The organism is Rhodanobacter geophilus, assembly GCF_040812275.1.
Lineage (GTDB): Bacteria > Pseudomonadota > Gammaproteobacteria > Xanthomonadales > Rhodanobacteraceae > Rhodanobacter_A > Rhodanobacter_A geophilus.
This window is the reverse complement of sequence record NZ_JBFOHL010000019.1, coordinates 16183-35657: the sequence shown is the minus strand read 5'-3', so window position 1 is coordinate 35657 and position 19475 is coordinate 16183. Positions and strand designations below refer to the sequence as shown.

Sequence of the window (19475 nt, the reverse complement as noted above, 5' to 3'; positions counted from 1 at the left end):
TGCCAGGTTCGGTGCATCGCGGTTGCCGGAGGGTGCCATGCCCGTGCCGTATCGCATCGATTGTCCGTACTGCGGCGAGATCATCGAGTTGCTGCTGGACGATTCGGTGGCGGACCAGTGCTACATCGAGGACTGCGTCGTGTGCTGCCGGCCCATCGCGCTGGCGGTGGCGTTCGATGCGGACGGCGTGCCGCGGGTGCAGGCGGCGCGCGAGGACGACACCTGACGAAACTCAGTCGCCGAGATCGACCAGCGCGATGCCCTGCGCCGCCAGCGCGGCGCGGGTGGGCTCGTCGCCGGCGGGCGTCACCGGGCGGCTCAGCTCCCACAGCAGTCCGGCCCGGAAGCCCGCGGCCACGGCATCCTGCGCGGTCCACAGCACGCAGACGTCGCGCGCCAGGCCGCATACCAGCACTTCCTCCACGCCGCGCTCGCGCAGCCAGCCGGCGAGGCCGGTGGCGGGGCGCGTGCCGTGCGGGCCATGGTTCTCGCGGAAGGCGCTGTAGGAATCCACCTGCGGGTCGCTGCCCTTGCGCAGCACCAGGTCGGCCGCCGACCAGTCGATGCCGGCATGCAGCGCCGCGCCCGGCGTGCCCTGCACGCAGTGGTCCGGCCACAGCGTCTGCGGCTGGCCGTGCAGCGCGATCTGCTGGAACGGCTGCGTGCCGGGATGCGTGCTGGCGAAGGAAACGTGGCCCGCCGGATGCCAGTCCTGGGTGGCCACCACGTGGCGGAAGCGGCGCGCGCGCAACAGGCGGTCGATGCCGGGCACGATCGCCTCGCCCTCGTGGCAGGCCAGCGCGCCGCCGGGCATGAAATCCGGCTGCATGTCGACCACGATCAGGGCCGTGCGTTCACTGACGATGGAAGACATGGCGCGCCTGCATGCAATGGGAAGGCAGGAGTCTAGCGCGCAGGCATAATGCAGGCAGAGGCAGGCGGGAACAGGATGCGATGAACTACGACCAAGCGTGGATGGGCTATGGCTGGATCGGCGGCGTGGAGGCCGGCGCGATCAGCCTCGCGGTCGGCTTCGTGCTGTACCTGCTGTTCCATGGGCTGGGGCGCCGCAACGGTTGGAGCGATGCGCGGCAGATCGGCTGGGCGTATCTCCTCGCGCTGGTGCTCACCGCGCGCGTCGACGCGTGGAACCTGTTCTATTTCAACTATGCGCGGCTGCAGTCGCTGCAGCTGCTGCGGGCCAAGCTGGCCGAAGTGCACGACCCCGACGGCATCGGTACACGCGTGCTGTGCGAGCTGCTCGGCGCCGCGCTCGGCGTGTTCGTGGCCTGGGTGTTGTGCGGCAGGCATTGGCGCCGGCAACCGCCGGACCGGCCGTCGGAGCGGCCATAGGACCGGCCGTAGGAGCGGCTTCAGCCGCGATTCCTTGAACGGTCGCGGCTGAAGCCGCTCCTACAGCAGCGGATCGAACAACCGCGCCACGTGCATCGCCACCCGGCGCAGGTAGGGCGCATCGAGGTATTCGTGCTCGTCCACTTCGCGGGCGCGGTCGAAGTCGGCGTGCAGCATCGCTTCCACCTCGGCGGCGAAACCGCGGTCCAGCACCAGCGCGCTGGCCTCGAAGTTGAGCCGGAACGAACGGCTGTCGAGGTTGATGCTGCCCACGGCGGCGCAGTCATCGTCGACCAGCAGCACCTTCTGGTGCACGAAGCCGGGCTGGTAGCGGAACAGGCGCACGCCGGCGCGCAGCGCGTGGTGGGCGTGCAGGGTGGAGGCGAGGAACACGGTGCGATGGTCCGGCCGCGCGGGGATCAGCACGCGCACGTCGACGCCGCGCAGCACGGCGAGGCGCAGCGCGGCGCGTACCGCGCTGTCGGGCACGAAATAGGGCGTGGTGAGCCAGATGCGCCGGTGCGCCGCGTTGATCGCGGCCACGAAGAACAGCGAGCCGGTTTCCTGCGCGTCGGCCGGGCTGCTGGCGATGGCCAGCACGCGGGCGTCACCGTCGGCGGCGGGCGCCGGGTGCAGCGGCGGCGGCGCGCCGGTGATCCATTGCCAGTCGTCGGCGAACAGCTGCTGCAGGTCGGCCACCGCGGGGCCGCGGATTTCCAGGTGGGTGTCACGCCACGGCGCCAGCGGCGGTTTCAGGCCCAGGTATTCGTCGCCCACGTTGAGGCCGCCGATGAAGGCGCGTGCGCCGTCCACCACCACGATCTTGCGGTGGTTGCGGAAGTTGAGCTGGAAGCGGTTGCGCCAGCGGTGGGTGGCGAAGGGGTGGATCGCCACGCCGCCCGCGCGCAGCGTCTCCACGTAGTGGCGCGGCAGGTCGTGGCTGCCCACGCCGTCATACAGCACGCACACGCGCACGCCGGCCGCCGCGCGTTCCAGCAGCGCCTGCTGCATGCGCCGGCCCAGGCCGTCGTCGTGGAAGATGAAGAACTGCACCAGCAGGGTGTGCCGCGCCTCGGCGATCGCGGCGAAGATCGCCGCGAAGGTGGCATCGCCGTCGATCAGCAGGCGCAGCCGGTGGCCGGTGCGGAATGGCCGGCCCTGCATCGCCACCAGCGCCGCGTAGCGTCCTTCGCCGTCGTCCGCCGCGGGGAGGGGCCGTCCGTGCGGCGCGGCGCGGCGATGGATGTTGAGGTAGCCGCGGAAGCGGCTGGCGCCCAGGAACAGGTAGGGCACCAGGGTGAGTTCCGGCAGCAGCAGCAGGCCAAGCACCCAGCCGATCGTGCCCTGCGGCGTGCGCGTGTGCATCAGCGCGTGTGCGGCGGCGAGGACGCCGAGCACGTGCAGCAGCAGTACGACGGCGCCGATCAGGCTGAGGCTCATGTGGACTGGACGCGCGACTCTATCCCGCCAGCAACTGGTCGGCCACGGCGCGCGCCTGCTGGCGGATTTCCGGCATCGCGGTGGACTCCCACAGCGTACCGCGCAACAGGCTGCCGATGGCGAACAGCCGCGGCCAGGTGCCGCCCTCGTGCAGCAGCCGTCCCTGCGGCGTGGCCTGGCAGCCCAGGCCCAGCGGATCGGGCAGCACGTGCCGGTTGACCACCAGCTGGCGCATCAGCGGATGCGGCGTGCGCGTCACGTCGAAATCCATGCCGGCCGACTGCACCACCAGTCCCGCCTGCAGCACCTGCGGCGTGCCGCCGCCGTACGGGCGCAGCGTGAGGCGCAGGCTGTCGGCGTCGACATCGGCATCCTGCAGATGGCCGCGCAGGCGATGCAGGCGGCCTGCGCGCTCCAGCGCGGCGAGGCTCTCGTGCACCGGCGGCGGCATGCGGTGGCGCGCGCGTTCCCAGGCCCAGCGTGCATGGCGCTGGAAGCGCGCGCGCTGCTCGATGGACAGTGTGGCCCACAGCGCCGGCGTGTGCGGGCGCAGGCTGTCGATCACGCTGCGCCAGTCCTCTTCCTGCGCGATCGCCTCGCGCAGCAGGTGCAGCCAGCGGCGCACTTCGGGGGCATCCTGCATCGCCTCGATCAGTTCCGCGCTGTCGCCACTGGGCAAGGCGGCGGCACGCAGGTGCGGCTCGGGCAGCCGGCCATGGCGCGAGATCGCCGTGAAGCGGGTGCCGGGCCAGCGCGCGGCCAGTTCCAGCAGCACATCGACGGCGGTGAGGCCCAGGCCGATCACCGCCACATGGTCGGGCGCCGCGGCGGGCGGCGCGGCCAGCAGCGGCCAGGGATCGACCACGTAGCGGCCGCTGCCCAGCGCTGCCGCGCTGACGCCGGCCAGGGGTTGCGGCGGCAGGGCGCCGAGCGCCAGCACCGCGGCATCCACCCGGCGGCCCTCCTCGTTGCGGAACACGGTGACGCCGTCGACCTCGGGCACCACCGCGTCGGCGGCGAACGGCACGATCTGCACGTCGTGGCCTTGCGCCTTGCCCAGCGCCAGCGCGCGTGCCACCTCGGCCTCGAGGTAGTCGCCGTAGCGCCGGCGCGGCAGGAAGTCGGTGCCGGCGATGGCGGGATCCTCGCGCTGCAGGAAGTCGAGGAAGCCCTGCGGCTTGCCGGCGAACATGCCCATCGAGGCCGCGCGCACGTTGAGCAGGTGGCGATCGGAACGGGTGCCGTAGGCCACGCCGCGCGCCGGCGTGCCGCCGCCGGTGTACCAGTCCAGGTGCAGCGCTTGCGGCGGCTGGCGTTCCAGCAACTCGCCGAGCAGCGCGGCGGCCGCGGCGCCGCCGCCGATGATGGCGACACGTCGATGCATGCGTTGCTCCGAAACGGTGGGTCAGGGTGTCAGCTGGCCGGCGAGCGCGCCGCGTTGCGCACGCGCGATCCATGCGGACACATCCTCGCATGGTTCCCCGACGCCTTGGTCCGGCAGCTCGCCGCCGTAGACGTGCAGCGTGTACGCGGTGTCGTGCCGCGACAGGTTGCGGCAACGATGCGCGCGGCCCGCGTCGCGCTCGAACCAGTTCGCGTCACCCGGGCCCAGCCAGTTGCGCCCCTGTGCATTCAGTTCGCCGTTGTGCGGATCGCGCCGGTACGACTGCCATTCCAGTGCGCCGTGCAGGGGCAGCTCCAGGCCCCAGCGGTCGGCGTGGTCGAGCAGCGGCATGCGCTGGCCGGGTGGCCACGCACGCACCAGCACGCACAACGCCGGCTGCCTGCGCTCGGCCAGCAGCCAGCGGCTGCTGTCGCGCCGACGGCGATGCATCGTGGCCAGGCGGGCGGACAGCGCGGGCGCATCCTGGTGCACCGCGCGGCCGAGTTCGCGCGCCATCGAAGCCAGGTCGGGGTGCTCGACGCGACCGTATTCGAGCGCGATGTCGCGCAAGGTGTTCAAGCTGTGCACGTACTTGCCCATGCGGAGCTCGGCGTCTGGAACGGCGGCCAAGTGGAGCATGCGCGTCGTTAAACGGCCGTAAGAGCCTGTTCAATATCTCCGCGTGGCCCGTGCCGGGAACTGTTCGCGCGCGGGCCATGGCATGACTTCCGCAACATGCGTGCAAGGTGCGTACCGGCGATGCCGCGCACGATTGCCGTGGAAGGGCCCGGTCGACATCCGTGTCGCCGGGCCTTCCGCTTCACCGCGGATCTTCCGCTACAGGTTCCGCAGCACGAAGTTCACCGGCACCCGCGCCCACGCGCGCACCGCGTGGCCATTCACCATCGCGGGCTGGAAGCGCCAGTGCGCCAGCACCTGTTCGCGCGCGCTGCGGTCGAGCAGGAGGTGGCCGCTGCCTTGCTCGACCTCCACCTGCACCGGCTTGCCGGTCTCGTCCACCAGCACGCGCAGCAGCACGGTGCCCTGCAGGTGCTGGCGCAGGGCCTGCAGCGGGAACTGCAGCGGCGCCGAACGGTAGGCCAGGGTGGCCTCGACCGGTGCCGCGGTGCCGGTGTCGCCCGGCGTCGCGCTGCGTGGCGTCACCACCGGCATCGGTTGCGTGCCCTCGGTGCTGGGCGTCGCCACCGGTGGCGTGACGTCGGGATGCGGCTGCACGCGCACCGGCATGGGCGGCGGATGCGGCAGCGGCTTCAGTTCGATGGGCGGTGGTTGCGGCACGGGTGGCGGCGGTTCGATCAACACCACCTGCGGCACCGTGGTCAGCCTGTGCACCAGCGCCAGTGCCTGCGGCGCCAGCGGGCGGGTGAGGATCAGCAACGCCGCGAGGTTGAGGGCGATGGCCGCACTGAGCGCGGCGACGCGCGCGGCATCGGGGTGGGGACGAGCGGCAACAGCCAGGCTAGCGGACGACATGGGCGACCTCCTGACGGCTCTTTCGGGTTGTGGCGCCAGCGACGCTGCACGCAATGCAGTGGGGACCGCCGCGGACGCGGCTGCAGCGTATGCCTGCGCCCATGCCCGCGCAAGTGGACGGCTGGACGTCCGCAAGCCGCGTATCCGGGCGTGGCCGTGGAGACAAGAAATCGCCGGTAGCGACATGACATCGCGTCAGCGATGGCCCGAAGGGCGACCGCCAGGGTTGGGTCGCAAAAAATCGCCCGGAGCGATTTTTGACATCGCGTCAGCGATGGCCCGAAGGGCGACCGCCATGGATGGTGGTCGCAAAAAAAGCCCCGCGGGAGGCGGGGCGGAACGCGGATGACAGGGGGATGGGGAGGCATCCGCCCGCGCAGCTTGGTCGCGTCGGCATGGTGGCGGCGTGCAGGCCTGGTGAAGGCCGGATTCACGCCGCCACGGCCGGGGGGTGATCGGCTGCGCATCCATGCCGCGGTAGGCAAGCGCACGTGCTCCCGCTATGGTGCGGGATGGGCGTTTTCCAACCTGCCGGAGTTGCCATGCCCACCGCCACTGCTGCCCTCCCGCGCTACCGCCGCGGCGACGAATTCGCCAGCAGCCTGCTGCACGGCGCGGGCATCGTGCTGAGTATCGGCGGCCTCGCCATCCTGGTGGCGTTCGCGGCCCGGCGCGGCGATGCGCGCGCGGTGACGGCGAGCGCGGTGTACGGCGTCACCCTGGTCCTGCTGTACACCGCTTCCACGCTGTACCACGCGGTGCACGTGCCTGCGGCCAGGCCGCTGCTGCGCACGCTGGACCATATCGCGATCTACCTGCTGATCGCCGGCACCTACACGCCGTTCACCCTGATTGCGCTGCCGGGCGCCTGGGGCTGGAGCCTGTTCGCCACGGTGTGGGCCTTGGCGCTGGCAGGCAGCGCGCTGGAGTTCGGCTGGTTCCGCCGCTGGCGCAGGCTCGCCGTGCTGCTGTACGTGGGCATGGGCTGGATCGGCATGCTGGCGTTCAAGCCGCTCGCCGCGCACCTGCAGACGGGCGGCATGGCGCTGCTGATCGGCGGCGGCGTGGCCTATACGCTGGGCGTGCCGTTCTACCTGTGGCGCAAGCTGCCATACCAGCACACGCTGTGGCACGCCTTCGTGCTTGCCGGCAGCGTGCTGCATTACTTCGCGGTGCTGCTGTACGTGTTGCCCGAGGCGTGACGCGCCGCAGACGTCGCGCGCCACGGATGTCCGTCGATCCCGCCGATCCAGCGCTTGCGTGCTTGCCGCGGCGGCCCGTTCCAGGCCCGCGGGGCGCCCCCTTTCCCCTTCGTAGCGCCGGTCGCCAATGAAAGGCATCGGGAGTCGGCGCCGGCGCGGCCGACGCCGGGGGACAGCCACGTCCGGAGTTTGATATAAAAATATCATTGACACGTAAATGTTAATGATATATCAACGTGGCCGTGGGCCGTCCATGTGGTTTCTCGGGGGAGAACGTCATGCAATCTCATCAGCTGCAGTGCGGGCGCCATGGCCTCGGCCTGGCCATCGCCATCGCCTTGCTTGCTTCCTTCGGTGCAACGGCGCAGCCATCGGCTTCCGGCAGCGGCGATTCCGCGACAGGTACCGCCGCGGGAGGCGAATCAGCGCAGAGCAATGCGCCCGTGACGGATGCCGCGACGAAGCGCGGCCAGGATGGGCGGCGCGCGTCCGGCAGCACGGCGCCGATCGACCTGGGCACCGTGGTGGTCACCGCGAACAAGCGCAGCGAGCTGCTGCAGAGCGTGCCGATGGCGGTGTCGGCGGTTTCCGGCGACGACCTGCGGCGCGAGGGCGCCAACAGTTTCGCCGACTACGCCACCCGGATACCCGGGCTCAACGTGATCTCCACTTCGGTGGGGCAGACCCAGCTGGTATTGCGCGGCATCACGTCGGGAAGCACCCAGTCCAACTCCAGCGTCAGCACCTACATCGACGATGCGCCCTACGGCTCCAGCACGGTGTATGCCGAGGGCAGCCTGCTGACGCCGGACATCGATCCGTCCGACATCGAGCGCATCGAGGTGCTGCGCGGCCCGCAGGGCACGCTCTACGGCTCGAATTCGCTGGGCGGACTGGTGAAATTCGTCACCGCGCCGCCGGACGCCACGAACGCCTACGGTCGCGTCTCGGTCGGCTACACCAGCGTGGACGGCGGCGGCAGCGGCCTCACCGAACGCGCCATGTTCAATGTCCCGCTGGTCCAGGACCAGCTGGCGCTGCGGGTCAATGCCTACGACCGCGACGATCCCGGTTACATCGACAACGTGGCCACCGGCAAGCCGGAGGTCAACGCGGACAAGGCCCGCGGCGGACGTGCGCAATTGCTGTGGACGCCCACCAGCAAGGTGTCGGTGCGCCTGTCGGCGCTGGCGCAGAACCTCGGCAGCGACGGCCTGGCCAATGCCGGCGTGGAAGTGGACCCGGCCACGCTCGAACCCATCTACGGCTACCAGAAGCAGAGTCGCGCGGCGGGCACCGGCCTGCTCAAGATCCGCTACCGCCTCTACGACCTCTCGGTCAACGCCGACCTCGGCTGGGCCACGCTGGTGTCGTCGAGCAGCTACGGCACGCAGAAAGTCACCCAGGTGGGGGACGTCACCACCGCGTATGGCCCGCTGCTCAACCCCGTCTTCGGCCTGGACAATGGCGGGTATTCGGTCAGCCAGCCGGTTTCCCTCGGGAAATTCACCCAGGAGCTGCGGCTGCAGTCGTCGGCCAAGCAGGCGATCGAGTGGCGCGTGGGCCTGTTCTACACGCGCGAGAACACCACGAATCACCAGACCATCAACGTCTTCGACGCGACCACCGGGGCGCCGATCGACCTGCCCAACCTGGCCGACCTGTCCATCGGTCCCGGCCTCTTCAAGGAATGGGCCGGCTACGCCGACGCGACCTGGCACGCCACCTCCCAGCTGAGCGTGCTGGTCGGAGCCCGCTACACCCACGACAGCACCTCGTACACGCAAGTGGGCAGCGGCCTGCTGGCGGGGGACAGCGATTTCACGATACGCAGCAAAGACACGCCCACCACCTACCTGTTCAATCCCAGCTTCAAGTTCAACGACAACCTGATGGCCTATGCGCGCGTGGCTTCGGGTTTCCGTCCCGGCGGCGCCAACGTGGGCGTGCCGCCCGGCCTGGGTGCCCCGGTGAGCTTCGCGCCGGACAAGCTGACCAGCTACGAGCTCGGCTTCAAGTCCACCCTGCTGGACCGGAGCATGGTCTTCGACGCCGACGTGTTCTACATCGACTGGAGCCAGATCCAGCTCACGACCACCGCCGACAATTTCGTGTTCCTCAGCAACGGCGGCAAGGCCAGGAGCCAGGGCGTGGAGGCCAACTGGCAGTACGAGCCCGCACGCGGCCTGGTGCTGTCGGCCAACGCCAGCTGGACCGACGCGGAACTGACGGCGGATACGCCGCCCGGCTTGTACGGCTACAAGGGTGATCGCCTGCCGTGGGTGCCGAAATGGAACGCCAACGTGGGGGTGGATTACGACTTCCCGCTGGGCGGCGGCTGGTCGGGCTTCGTCGGCGGCAGCTACAGCTACGTGGGGGCCCGCATGACGGATTTCCTCTCCGTGCCCGGCCCGCGGATTTCGGTGCCCGCCTACCACGGCGTCGACCTGCACGCGGGAACCTATGTCGGCAACTGGACGATCAGGGCCTACGTCAAGAACCTCACCAACGCGCGCGGCATCACCTCGCTCTCGTCGGAAACCACCGATCCGCAGGGCAGCCCGTTCGCCGCGTCCTACGTGCCGCCGCGCACCGTGGGCGTGACCATCGGCCTGGACTTCTGACCATCGCATGCTGGCCCACCGGAGAACCGCTTCATGAATCGCTGCGTGAAATTCCTCGCATCATTGATCGCGACCTGCGCCACCGGCCTGGCGATGGCGCAGGTGCCGCCGTCGGCGAATCCGGCAGCGGCCGCATCGGCGCCCGCGCCTGCGACGACCGTCGCCGGTTCAAGCGCGAATGCAGGCGGCCAGGCGCATGCACTCACCGCGGAGGACCTGTCGAGCTTCCTCGACGGCCTGGTGCCGTTCGCGCTGCAGCGCGGCGACGTGGCCGGCGGCGTGGTCGCGGTGGTCAAGGACGGCAAGCTGATCTTCGCCAGGGGCTACGGCCACGACGACCTGAAGAAGGGCACGGTGCCGTCTCCGGCCACGACGCTGTTCCGCATCGGCTCCACCTCCAAGCTGTTCGCCTGGACCGCGGTGATGCAGCTGGTGCAGGCGGGCAAGCTGGACCTGGACCGCGACATCAACGATTACCTGGACTTCAGGATTCCGCCGTTCCAGGGCAAACCGATCACGCTGCGCAACCTGATGACGCATACCCCGGGGTTCGAAGATACCGCGCGCGACCTCATCACCACCGACGGCAAGCCGGTCAACCTCGAGCATTACCTGAAGACCCACCTGCCGGCGCGGATCTACGCGCCGGGCGAGCTGGTGGCCTACTCCAATTACGGTTGCGGCCTGGCCGGCTACATCGTGCAGCGGGTGTCCGGGCAGGACTTCGACGACTACATCGAGCAGCACATCTTCAAGCCGCTGGACATGCAGCACTCCACGTTCCGCCAGCCGCTGCCGGCCGCGATGTCGCCGATGATGGCGGCCAGCTACAAGACCGCGTCCGACGGCAAGGTGCAGCCCTTCGAGATCGTCGACCCGGCGCCGGCCGGTGCGATGAGCACCACGGCGCTGGACATGACCCATTTCATGATCGCCCAGCTGCAGGGCGGCAGTTATGACGGCAACCAGATCCTGACGCCGGCCACGGTGGCCTTGATGCATACCCCGCAGCGCACCGACGCGCCGGGACTGAACGGCTATGCCCTGGGCTTCTACCAGGAGAACCGCAACGGCCAGACCATCATCGGCCACGCCGGCGACACGGACTACTTCCACACCGACCTGCACCTGATGCTGGATGCGGACGTCGGCGTGTTCATGTCGTTCAACAGCGCCGGCAACGAGGGCGGCGCCGAGGTGATCCGCGCCGCGATCTTCGACGCCTTCCTCGACCGCTACTTCCCGGTCGCGGCGCCGCAGCTGCCCACCGCGGCCACCGCCAAGGCCGATGCCGCGCGGGTGGCGGGCTGGTACCTGGCCAGCCGCCGCAACGACAGCGCCCTGCGCATGCTGTACGCGCTGACCCAGACCAAGGTGTCGGCCCTGCCCGACGGCACGATCCTGACCGCGGCGTTCATGCATCCCTCCGGCGCCCCGATGCATTGGCGCGAGGTGGGCCCGCTGAAGTACCGGCAGGTGGACGGCCCCTACCACCTGGAATTCGTCGCGGCCGCGAATGGCGACATCCGCTACTGGGCCACCGACTCCCTGCCGCCGGTCATGATCTTCCAGGCGGTGACGGGGCTGCACGCGCTCGGCAGCATCGAACTGTGGGGCACGCTGTCGCTGCTGTTCCTGCTGGCCACCCTGCTGAGCTGGCTGTGCGGCTGGCTGGTGCGCCGCCACTATCGCCGCCCGCTCGGCCTCGATGCCGCGCAGCGTCGTTCGCGCCTGCTGTCGCGGCTGGGCGTGCTGGCGCTGTTCGTCGATCTCGTCGGCTGGCTGGCGCTGCTGGTCGCCGCCTCGGCCGACCAGGAGATCCTGCTGCACGGCGCGCTGACGCCGTGGCTGTACGTGCAGTACGTGCTCGGCGTGCTGGGCCTGCTCGGCGCCGTGGCGGTGGTGGTGCATGCCGTGCGCAGCTGGATGGCCCCGCGCCGCGGACGCTGGGTGCTGGCCGGCGAAACCCTGCTGGCGCTGGCGGCCATCTACCTGGCGTGGCTGATCGTCGCATTCGGCATGGTCAGCTTCAGCGTCCGCTACTGATTCCATCCGCGCGGCGGCGCACCGCCGCCGCGCGCTCCATCCAGGGAAGCAAGCATGAACACCCATGATGGCGGGCGGCTGCGCCTGCAGGCGACGCTCAAGAGCTGGGCGATCAACGCCCCGTTCCACATCACCGGCTATACCTTCACCGCGTTCGACGCGCTGATCGTCGAACTGACCGACGCGCAGGGCCACGTCGGCCGCGGCGAGGCCCAGGGTGTCTATTACCGCCAGGACACGCCGTCCGCGATGCTGGCCCAGGTGGAAGCGCTGCGCGCCCAGGTCGAGGCGGGCATCACGCGCGAAGCGCTGCAACACTTGCTGCCGGCCGGCGGCGCGCGCAACGTGCTGGACTGCGCGCTGTGGGACCTCGAAGCCAGGCGCGCCGGCAAGCCCGTCTGGCAGCTGGCCGGGCAGGCCGCGCCGAAACCGCTGCTCACCACCTACACGCTGGGCGCGGGTGCGCCGGACGCGATGGCCAGAGGCGCGCTCGCCTACACGCAGGCAAGGGCGATCAAGCTCAAGCTCACGGACGATGAGCGCAACGCCGAGCGCGTGCTTGCCGTGCGCAAGGCGCGTCCCGACGTGTGGCTGATGGTGGACGCCAACCAGGGCTTCACGCGCGAGTCGTTCGCGCGGCTGCTGCCCACGCTGGTGCAAGCCCGCGTGGACGTGGTGGAGCAGCCGTTCCCGGTGGGCAACGAGGCGTGGCTGGACGGCCTGGAGCGACCGATCCGCATCGCCGCGGACGAGAGCGTGCAGGATCGCGGCGACCTCGCGAAAATGATCGGCCGCGTCGACGTCGTCAACATCAAGCTGGACAAGTGCGGCGGACTCACCGAGGCGCTGGCCCTTGCCGACGAGGCGCGCAGGCTGGGTTTCGAGCTGATGGTCGGCAACATGGGCGGTTCGTCGCTGGCGATGGCGCCGTCGTTCGTGGTGGGCCAGTCGTGCGACGTGGTGGACCTCGACGGCCCGCTCAGCCTGGTCGCCGACTACTCGCCGTCGGTGGTGTACGAGCACGGCGCCATCTGGTGCCCCGAGGCCCTCTGGGGCAGTCCGTTGCCGGTTTCGGCATGATGCGCGTGTGCGATCAGCGGGGAGTACCGTTCGCGTGACGTCCTTCGCGGCAGGCCCGTCCATCGGGAAAAGCTGGTTCGGCCATCCACGCGGCCTGACCATCCTGTTCCTGACCGAAATGTGGGAGATGTTCTCCTTCTTCGGCATGCGCGCGATCCTGGTCTATTACATGACCATGCACCTGGACATGGGCCAGGAGTACGCGTCGCTGGTGTACGGCACGTACGCGGCCTTCGTCTACTTCACGCCGGTGTTCGGCGGCATGCTCGCCGACCGCTGGCTGGGCAAGGACCGCGCGGTGGTGATCGGCGGCGCGGCGATGGCGCTCGGCCACTTCATGATGTCGTTCGATGCGCTGTTCTATCCGGCGCTGTGCATGATCGCGCTGGGCAACGGCCTGTTCCTGCCCAGCCTGGCCAGCCAGGTCGAAGGGCTGTACCGCGACGGCGACGCACGCAGCAAGAGCGCGTACAACATCTACTACGTGGGCATCAACCTCGGCGGTTTCCTGTCGCCGCTGGTGTGCGGCACGCTGGGCGAGGCCTACGGCTGGCACTGGGGCTTTGCCGCGGCCGGCATCGGCATGCTGCTGTCGCTGGTGATCTACCTGGCCGGGCGCCGCTACCTGCCGCCGGAGCCGGCGCGCGGCGCCGCGGCGCGCGCGGCGCGGCCGCCGCTGGACCGGGCCGCGCGCGACCGCTTCGCGCTGCTGATCGGCATCGCCGCCATCGTGGTGATCTTCCGCGGTGCCTACGAGCAGAACGGCAACACCATCGCGCTGTGGGCCGATACCGGCATCGACCGGCAGCTGGCGTCGGGTTGGGTGATACCGATGACCTGGTTCCAGTCGATCAACTCGCTGGCGGTGTTCGTCTTCACGCCGTTCCTGGTGGCGCGCTGGGCGCGGCTGGCCCGGCGTGGCGTCGACACGCCGCTGCTGGCGCGCATGGCGTTCGGCGCGACGATCGTCGGCGCCTCGTACGTGGCCCTCGGCCTGGTCGCCGCCTGGAGCGAGGCGCACGGCACGCGCGCCAGCTGGGTGTGGCTGTTCGTCTGGTTCGTGGTGTTCACCATCGGCGAGCTGTACATCCTGCCGGTCGGCCTGGCCCTGTTCGGACGCATGGCGCCGGAAGGGTTCCGCGCCACCAGCATCGCCACCTGGTTTTTCGCCGGCTTCTTCGGCAACCTGCTGGCAGGCGCGCTGGGCACGCTGTGGAGCCGGATGGAGCACGGCCTGTTCTTCGTGCTGATCGGCGCGGTTTCGGGCGTGTCCGCCGTGCTTTTGTATATGCTCGGCCGGCGCCATCGCGGCGTGGGACAACAGGGAGAAGTCGGCGGCACCGCGGTGCCGGCCCGATGAGCGTGCGCCGATGATCAAAGACCTGCAGAAAAAGCTGAAGAGCCGCTGGGACACGTTCACCCCGTCCGAGCAGAAGATCGCCACCCACCTGTTGCAGAACCCCGGCGGCATTCCGTTCGAGACCGCCGCCTCGCTCGGCCAGCGCGTGGGCGTCAGCGCGATGACGGTGGGGCGGTTCCTGCGCAATCTCGGCTACGCCGGCCTCAATGAATTGAAAGAGGAGCTGCGCGGCGACGCGCCGTGGCTGCAGCTGTACCGGAACCCCGACCTGGCGGGCGATCCCGCGACGATGTCGGAAAGCCTGAAGGCGGAGATCCGCGGCATCACGACCGTGCATGCACTGGCCAGCACGGCGGAGTGGAAGGCCGTGGTCAGGTTGCTGGTGGACGCCGACCGCGTCTCGGTCGCCAGTTTCCATCAAGGCCGCTTTCTCGGGCTGGGCTTCGCCACCCTGATGCAGAGCATCAAGCCGCGCACGCGGTTCGACGAGGGCCTGGATGGCGCCTATACCGACCTGTTGCTGGACTCCACCGGGAAAAGCTGCGTGCTGCTGATCGACTTCCGGCGCTACTCGCGGCATTTCCGCATCCTCGCCGAGGAGTGCGCGGCACGCGGCATCCCGCTGGCCATCATCACCGACAGCCAGTGCTACTGGGCCCGCCAGCTCACCGAACACGTGCTGATGCTGCCGGCCGAGATGGAGCGGCCGTGGCACAACTTCACCGCGACCACCAGCCTGCTGAGCCTGCTGATCGGTGCGGTCGCCCGCGAGCAGGGCGACATGTTCGACCGCATCGGCGACATCACCCAGCTGCGGCAGAAACTGGTGGGTTACGTCGAGGCGCCGGTCGTCGAGAAGCGGGCGTCGGGTGTGCCCGCGAAAGGTCGGCGTGCAACCGCCACGAAAGCCGGCGGCACGCCGCGCGAGCGCAAAGGCAAACCGGCAGGCTGACGGCATCCGCATGCCGACGGTGCGCCCGCCGGCAACGGGCCATCCCATCGAAAAGGGGAGTGCTGATGATAGATCGATCCCACGGGAATGCGCTGGCGCGCGTAGCCGCGGTCCGCCGGCGGGTCGCGGTCCTGTTCGCGCTGGCCGTGCTGTCGTGCTGGGGCCTGTGCCAGGCGACACCGGTCCTCGCCGCGGCGCCGCAGGCGCTCGATGCCTATGCCGCCCGGGCCATGCGGACCTTCGATACCCCGGGCATGGCGGTGGTGATCGTCGATGGCGACAAGACCACCACGCATGCCTGGGGCGTGCGCAAGCTGGGTGCCGGCGCCAGGGTGGACGAGCATACGATCTTCCCGATCGGCTCCAACACCAAGGCCTTCACGGCCGCCGCACTGGCGATCCTGGTCGACGAGGGCAAGCTGCACTGGGACGACCGCGTGGTCGACAGGCTGCCGGGATTCCGCATGTACGACGCCTACGCGTCGAGCGAGATGACCGTCACCGACCTGCTCGTGCATCGCAGCGGGCTGGGCCTGGGCGAGGGCGACCTGATGATGTTCCCGACCACCGACCGCAGCCGTGCGGAACTGGTGCACGACATCCGCTACCTGAAACCCGCGCATTCGTTCCGCAGCGGCTACGACTACGACAACGTGCTGTACATCGTGGCCGGCCAGCTGGTCGAGGCCGTCTCCGGCCAGCGCTGGGAGGATTTCGTGCAGCAGCACATCCTCGACCCGCTGCGGATGCACGACACGCGGACCAGCATCGACGCGCATCCCGCCGACCGGGTGGCGCTGCATGCCAGGAACACCACGCCGGTGCGCGGCGTCGGCAGGCAGGCGGTGCTCTCCACGGTGATGACCGGCGACGTGTTCGCGCCGGCCGGCGCGCTGCAGGTCAGCGCGGCGGACATGGGGCGCTGGCTGCGGCTGCAACTGGACCGCGGACGGCTGGACGACGGCAAGCGGCTGTTCAGCGCCGCGGCGGCGCAGATGCTGTGGACGCCACAGACGCTGATCCCGATCACGCCGCTGCCGCCCGAGGTCGCGCTGGCGCAGCCGCAGTTCGATGCCTATGCGCTGGGCCTGGAAGTGCAGGACTACCGTGGCCACAGGATCATCACCCATCTCGGTGGCGTGCTGGGCGGCGTGTCGGCGGTGGTGATCATTCCGGAAAAGCATGCCGCCTTCGCCATCATGCTCAACTCCGAGGACGTCGGCGCCCTGTTCGCGATGCGCGAACATCTCCTCGACACCCTGCTGGGCCTGCCTTCGCCGGACTGGATCGCCGGCTACCAGCAGATGTTCGACGGCATCCACGCCAGCGCCATCGCCGCGCTACGCGCGCATGGCGCGGCCACGCATCCGGAACGCGGCCCCTCGCTGCCCTTGTCCGGCTACGTCGGCGTCTACCGCGATCCCTGGTACGGCACCGCCACGATCAGCCAGGACAAGCGCCGCGGCGGCACGCTGGAGATCAGCTTCGACCGCTCGCCCGGCATGCACGGCACGCTGGAGCACGTGCAGTACGACACCTTCCGCACGCACTGGGCGATGCCCGACGTCGAGGATGCCTATGTCACCTTCGCGCTCAAGCCGGACGGCGGCATCGAGCGGATGACGATGCAGGCCGTCTCGCCGGTGGCCGATTTCAGCTGGGACTACCAGGACCTGCGCTTCGTCCCGGTGACCGGGCACTAGGCATGCTCTGATCAAATCTACGTAGATTTGGTCAGAACATCCCTAGCCAACCAGCATCGCCACCCCGAACAGCCCCACCATCACCAGCGAGACCACCAGCTTCACCAGGGTGCCGCACAGCAGGCCGATCCAGGTGCCGATGCCGACGTGGGTGGAGCGCAGCACGCTGGTGCCGGAGGAGAGTTCGCCGAGCAGCGCGCCGATGAACGGGCCGAGCAGGATGCCGGGGATGCCGAAGAACATGCCGGCGAAGGTGCCCAGCGAGGCGCCCCAGAGCGCGCGCCTGCTGGCGCCGACGCGCCTGGCGCCCAGCGTGCCGGCGATGAAGTCCACGATCACCGCCACGGCGCCCAGCGCGCCGATCAGCAGCAGCCACCACGGACCCAGGTGGCGGTAGCCGTCCACCGCGGCGATGAGCCAGATGCCGCCGAAGATCATCGGCACGCCGGGCAGGCTGGGCAGGATCGCACCGGCCAGGCCGCCGATGATCAGCGCGGCGCCGAGTGTGCAGAACACGATGTCGAACAGCATGCCTGGGTCCCGGTTTTTGCAATCGTCCGTGATTGCAGAATCAAACGGGCGGCCATCCATGGGCGCACTCCTCATGGTCTTTGCGATCGTCCTTGATCGCGAGAGTCAAACGGGCGGCCATCCGTGGGCGCACTCCTCATGGTCTTTGCGATCGTCCTTGATCGCGAGAATCAAACGGGCGGCCATCCATGGCCGCACTCCTCAACCTTCAATGGCGCAGGCGCTGGGTGAGGCCGCGCAGGAAGTGGCGCAGCAGCTGGTCGCCGCAGGGACGGTAGTTGGCGTGCTCGGGCTTGCGGAACAGCGCGCTGAGCTCGGACTTCGACAATGGGAAGCCCGCGGCGGCAAGGATGGCGTGCAGGTCGTCGTCGCGCAGCTCGAAGGCCACGCGCAGCTTCTTCAGCACGAGGTTGTTGGTGACGCGCTTGGCCACCGGCAGCGGAGCGCGGCTCTCGTCGCGGCCGCGCAGGTGCACCACCAGGCCGTCGAGGAAATGCGCCATCACCTTGTCGGGGCAGTCGCGGTAGCCGGGCTCGTCGTCCTTCCGCAGGAAGGCGTCGAAGTCCGCCTGCGGCACTTCCAGCCCGGCCAGCGCGGCGATGGACGCGAGCTTGCCGTCGGGCAGGTCCAGCATGTAGCGCACGCTGCGCAGTACGTCGTTGTTGATCATGCGGGCATTCTATCGGGTGCCTCCGGACTCCGTTCGCACCGAGCGCAGCTTGCATCGGCAAGCGCAGTCGAAGCGCCGCCGGCGGACGTCCTTCGACTTCGCCGCTTCGCAGCTGCGCGCAGGATGAACGGGGATGATGGGGCGGCAGAAACGAACGGGGCGCCATGTGGCGCCCCGTGTTTGCGATCCGGCACATGCCTCAGTTCGGCAGGGCCAGGTCGTCCAGCAACGCCTTGAGGAAGCGCGCGGCCTCGCCGCCGGTGGCGGCGCGGTGGTCGAAGGTGAGGCTGATCGGCATGCGGCGATGCACCTCGATGCCGCCCATCACCGCCACCACGTCGTGGCACAGCTTGCCGGCGCCGACGATGGCGACGGTCGGCGGCACCACCACCGGGGTGGCGTAGCGGCCGGCGAACATGCCGAAATTGGACAGGCTGATGGTGTAGCCGCTCAGCTCCGACGCGGGGATCGAGCGGTCCTCCACCTGCGAGCGCAGGCGCTTGATCGCGGCGCGGATGCCGGCGCCGTCCAGCACGTCGGCGTTGCGCAGCGCCGGCACGAACAGGCCATCCTCGGTGTCCACGGCGATGCCGATGTCCACGTGCGGGTGCAGGGTGCGGGTGAGGTTCTTGCCGTCGAACCAGGCATTCAGCGCCGGCACGGCCTTGCAGGCGGCGACGATGGAGCGGATCAGGCGCGCGGTGATGTCCTGCTTGCCGATCCAGGCATGCAGGTCGGCATCGTCGACCAGGGTGGTGGGGACCACGTTGGCATGGGCTTCGGCCATCACCCGCGCCATGTTGCGGCGCACGCCCTTGAGCTGCTCGGGCTGGCCGCTGGCCTGCACCGACGGCGGCGCGGTGCGCACGGCCTTGCCGGCCAGCGACACGGCGGTTCTTCCCTCTCCCTCCGGGAGAGGGTGGCGCGCAGCGTCGGGAGAGGGTCCGGGCGAAGCGTAGCGCTGCGCTCCGGCCGTACCCTCACCCCCGGCCCCTCTCCCGGGGGGGAAGGGGAGCAAGGGCGCGCTGCCGTTGGCGGCGGCATCCTTCACGTCCTGCATGGTGACCACGCCGTCGGCGCCGCTGGGACGCACGCGGGCGAGGTCGACCTTGAGCTTCTTCGCCAGCGCGCGCACCGCGGGCACCGCCTTCACGCCGCCGATGCTGGCGGCCTGTTCGACGTGCACGGTGTTGCCGCTGACCATCGCGCCGACCACGGTGCCTTCGTCCTCGCGGTCGGCGGTGGCGGCCTTGGCCGGCGCGGGAGCAGGTGCGGGCGCCTCGGCCTTCTTCGGGCCGTGGTGGTGGCCGGTGGATTCGGCCTCGGCGCGCTGCTTGGCGTTCGCGTCCGGCTCGAAGTCGGCCAGCGCGGCGCCGGTCTCGATGATGTCGCCGGGGGCGCCGTGCAGCTTCTTCACCGTGCCGGTGTAGGGCGACGGCACGTCGACCACCGCCTTGGCGGTTTCCATCGAGCACAGCGGCGCGTCGAGCTTGATGTAGTCGCCTTCCTTGACGTGCCACTCGACGATGGTGGCGTCGGGCAGGCCTTCGCCGAGGTCGGGCAGGTGGAATGTCTTGATGTCGGCCATGAGTGAGCTTCCAAGGTTTTGAGGTTTTCTCCCTCTCCCCTGCGGGGA

17 protein-coding genes are annotated in these 19475 nt (G+C 69.7%); 9 read left to right on the top strand and 8 right to left on the bottom strand.

The annotated features are described in order from the left end of the window. Nucleotides 1-37 precede the first annotated feature (37 nt). The gene (locus ABQJ56_RS16200) at nt 38-226 is read left to right on the top strand and encodes a CPXCG motif-containing cysteine-rich protein (RefSeq protein WP_367846059.1); all 189 of its coding nucleotides are present in this window, start codon (nt 38-40) and stop codon (nt 224-226) included. A 6-nt stretch (nt 227-232) separates the two neighbouring features. Here ABQJ56_RS16200 and pncA read toward each other — a convergent pair whose 3' ends face one another. Next, nucleotides 233-874 (bottom strand): bifunctional nicotinamidase/pyrazinamidase, encoded by a 642-nt coding sequence (gene pncA / locus ABQJ56_RS16195; RefSeq protein WP_367846058.1) that lies wholly within the window; start codon nt 872-874, stop codon nt 233-235. Between the two features lie 80 nt (nt 875-954). Between pncA and ABQJ56_RS16190 the strand changes: the two genes are divergently transcribed. Continuing rightward, nucleotides 955-1353: a hypothetical protein gene (locus ABQJ56_RS16190; protein ID WP_367846057.1), complete on the top strand. Its 399-nt coding sequence runs from the start codon at nt 955-957 to the stop codon at nt 1351-1353. 60 nt (nt 1354-1413) lie between these two features. Here ABQJ56_RS16190 and cls read toward each other — a convergent pair whose 3' ends face one another. The 4 genes from cls to ABQJ56_RS16170 form a co-directional block, all read right to left on the bottom strand. Then, nucleotides 1414-2793, bottom strand: a complete 1380-nt coding sequence (cls, locus tag ABQJ56_RS16185; RefSeq protein WP_367846056.1) for a cardiolipin synthase — start codon at nt 2791-2793, stop codon at nt 1414-1416. A gap of 19 nt (nt 2794-2812) precedes the next feature. Further along, nucleotides 2813-4177, bottom strand: coding sequence for an FAD/NAD(P)-binding protein (locus tag ABQJ56_RS16180; protein ID WP_367846055.1), 1365 nt, complete (start codon nt 4175-4177; stop codon nt 2813-2815). 21 nt (nt 4178-4198) lie between these two features. Continuing rightward, on the bottom strand, nt 4199-4777 hold the full coding sequence (locus ABQJ56_RS16175; RefSeq protein WP_367846054.1) for a cupin domain-containing protein: 579 nt from the start codon (nt 4775-4777) through the stop codon (nt 4199-4201). A 237-nt stretch (nt 4778-5014) separates the two neighbouring features. Continuing rightward, nucleotides 5015-5671, bottom strand: a complete 657-nt coding sequence (locus ABQJ56_RS16170) for an energy transducer TonB (RefSeq protein WP_367846053.1) — start codon at nt 5669-5671, stop codon at nt 5015-5017. A gap of 542 nt (nt 5672-6213) precedes the next feature. Here ABQJ56_RS16170 and trhA point away from each other — a divergent pair. The 7 genes from trhA (at nt 6214) to ABQJ56_RS16135 (ending at nt 16638) form a co-directional block, all read left to right on the top strand. Then, nucleotides 6214-6873, top strand: a complete 660-nt coding sequence (gene trhA, locus ABQJ56_RS16165; protein WP_367846052.1) for a PAQR family membrane homeostasis protein TrhA — start codon at nt 6214-6216, stop codon at nt 6871-6873. 278 nt (nt 6874-7151) lie between these two features. Further along, on the top strand, nt 7152-9497 hold the full coding sequence (locus ABQJ56_RS16160; RefSeq protein WP_367846051.1) for a TonB-dependent receptor: 2346 nt from the start codon (nt 7152-7154) through the stop codon (nt 9495-9497). A gap of 45 nt (nt 9498-9542) precedes the next feature. Beyond that, complete coding sequence (locus ABQJ56_RS16155; RefSeq protein WP_367846050.1) at nt 9543-11543, top strand: serine hydrolase domain-containing protein; 2001 nt, start codon at nt 9543-9545, stop codon at nt 11541-11543. Between the two features lie 54 nt (nt 11544-11597). Further along, entirely contained in the window at nt 11598-12623 is a 1026-nt protein-coding gene (locus tag ABQJ56_RS16150) for a dipeptide epimerase (protein ID WP_367846049.1), read from the top strand. Between the two features lie 34 nt (nt 12624-12657). Beyond that, nucleotides 12658-13983 (top strand): peptide MFS transporter, encoded by a 1326-nt coding sequence (locus ABQJ56_RS16145; RefSeq protein ID WP_367846048.1) that lies wholly within the window; start codon nt 12658-12660, stop codon nt 13981-13983. 10 nt (nt 13984-13993) lie between these two features. After that, nucleotides 13994-14935 (top strand): MurR/RpiR family transcriptional regulator, encoded by a 942-nt coding sequence (locus ABQJ56_RS16140; protein ID WP_367846047.1) that lies wholly within the window; start codon nt 13994-13996, stop codon nt 14933-14935. A gap of 65 nt (nt 14936-15000) precedes the next feature. Further along, nucleotides 15001-16638: a serine hydrolase gene (locus ABQJ56_RS16135; protein WP_367846046.1), complete on the top strand. Its 1638-nt coding sequence runs from the start codon at nt 15001-15003 to the stop codon at nt 16636-16638. Nucleotides 16639-16680: 42 nt separating this feature from the next. On the opposite strand, the gene ABQJ56_RS16130 is transcribed toward ABQJ56_RS16135, so the two are convergent. The 3 genes from ABQJ56_RS16130 to ABQJ56_RS16120 form a co-directional block, all read right to left on the bottom strand. Continuing rightward, nucleotides 16681-17169 carry a DUF456 domain-containing protein gene (locus ABQJ56_RS16130; RefSeq protein WP_367846045.1) on the bottom strand — a complete coding sequence of 163 codons (489 nt, stop codon included), beginning with the start codon at nt 17167-17169 and terminating at the stop codon, nt 16681-16683. A gap of 208 nt (nt 17170-17377) precedes the next feature. Next, nucleotides 17378-17839 carry a YehS family protein gene (locus tag ABQJ56_RS16125; RefSeq protein WP_367846044.1) on the bottom strand — a complete coding sequence of 154 codons (462 nt, stop codon included), beginning with the start codon at nt 17837-17839 and terminating at the stop codon, nt 17378-17380. 199 nt (nt 17840-18038) lie between these two features. Continuing rightward, on the bottom strand, nt 18039-19427 hold the full coding sequence (locus tag ABQJ56_RS16120) for a dihydrolipoamide acetyltransferase family protein (protein WP_367846043.1): 1389 nt from the start codon (nt 19425-19427) through the stop codon (nt 18039-18041). Nucleotides 19428-19475 lie beyond the last annotated feature (48 nt).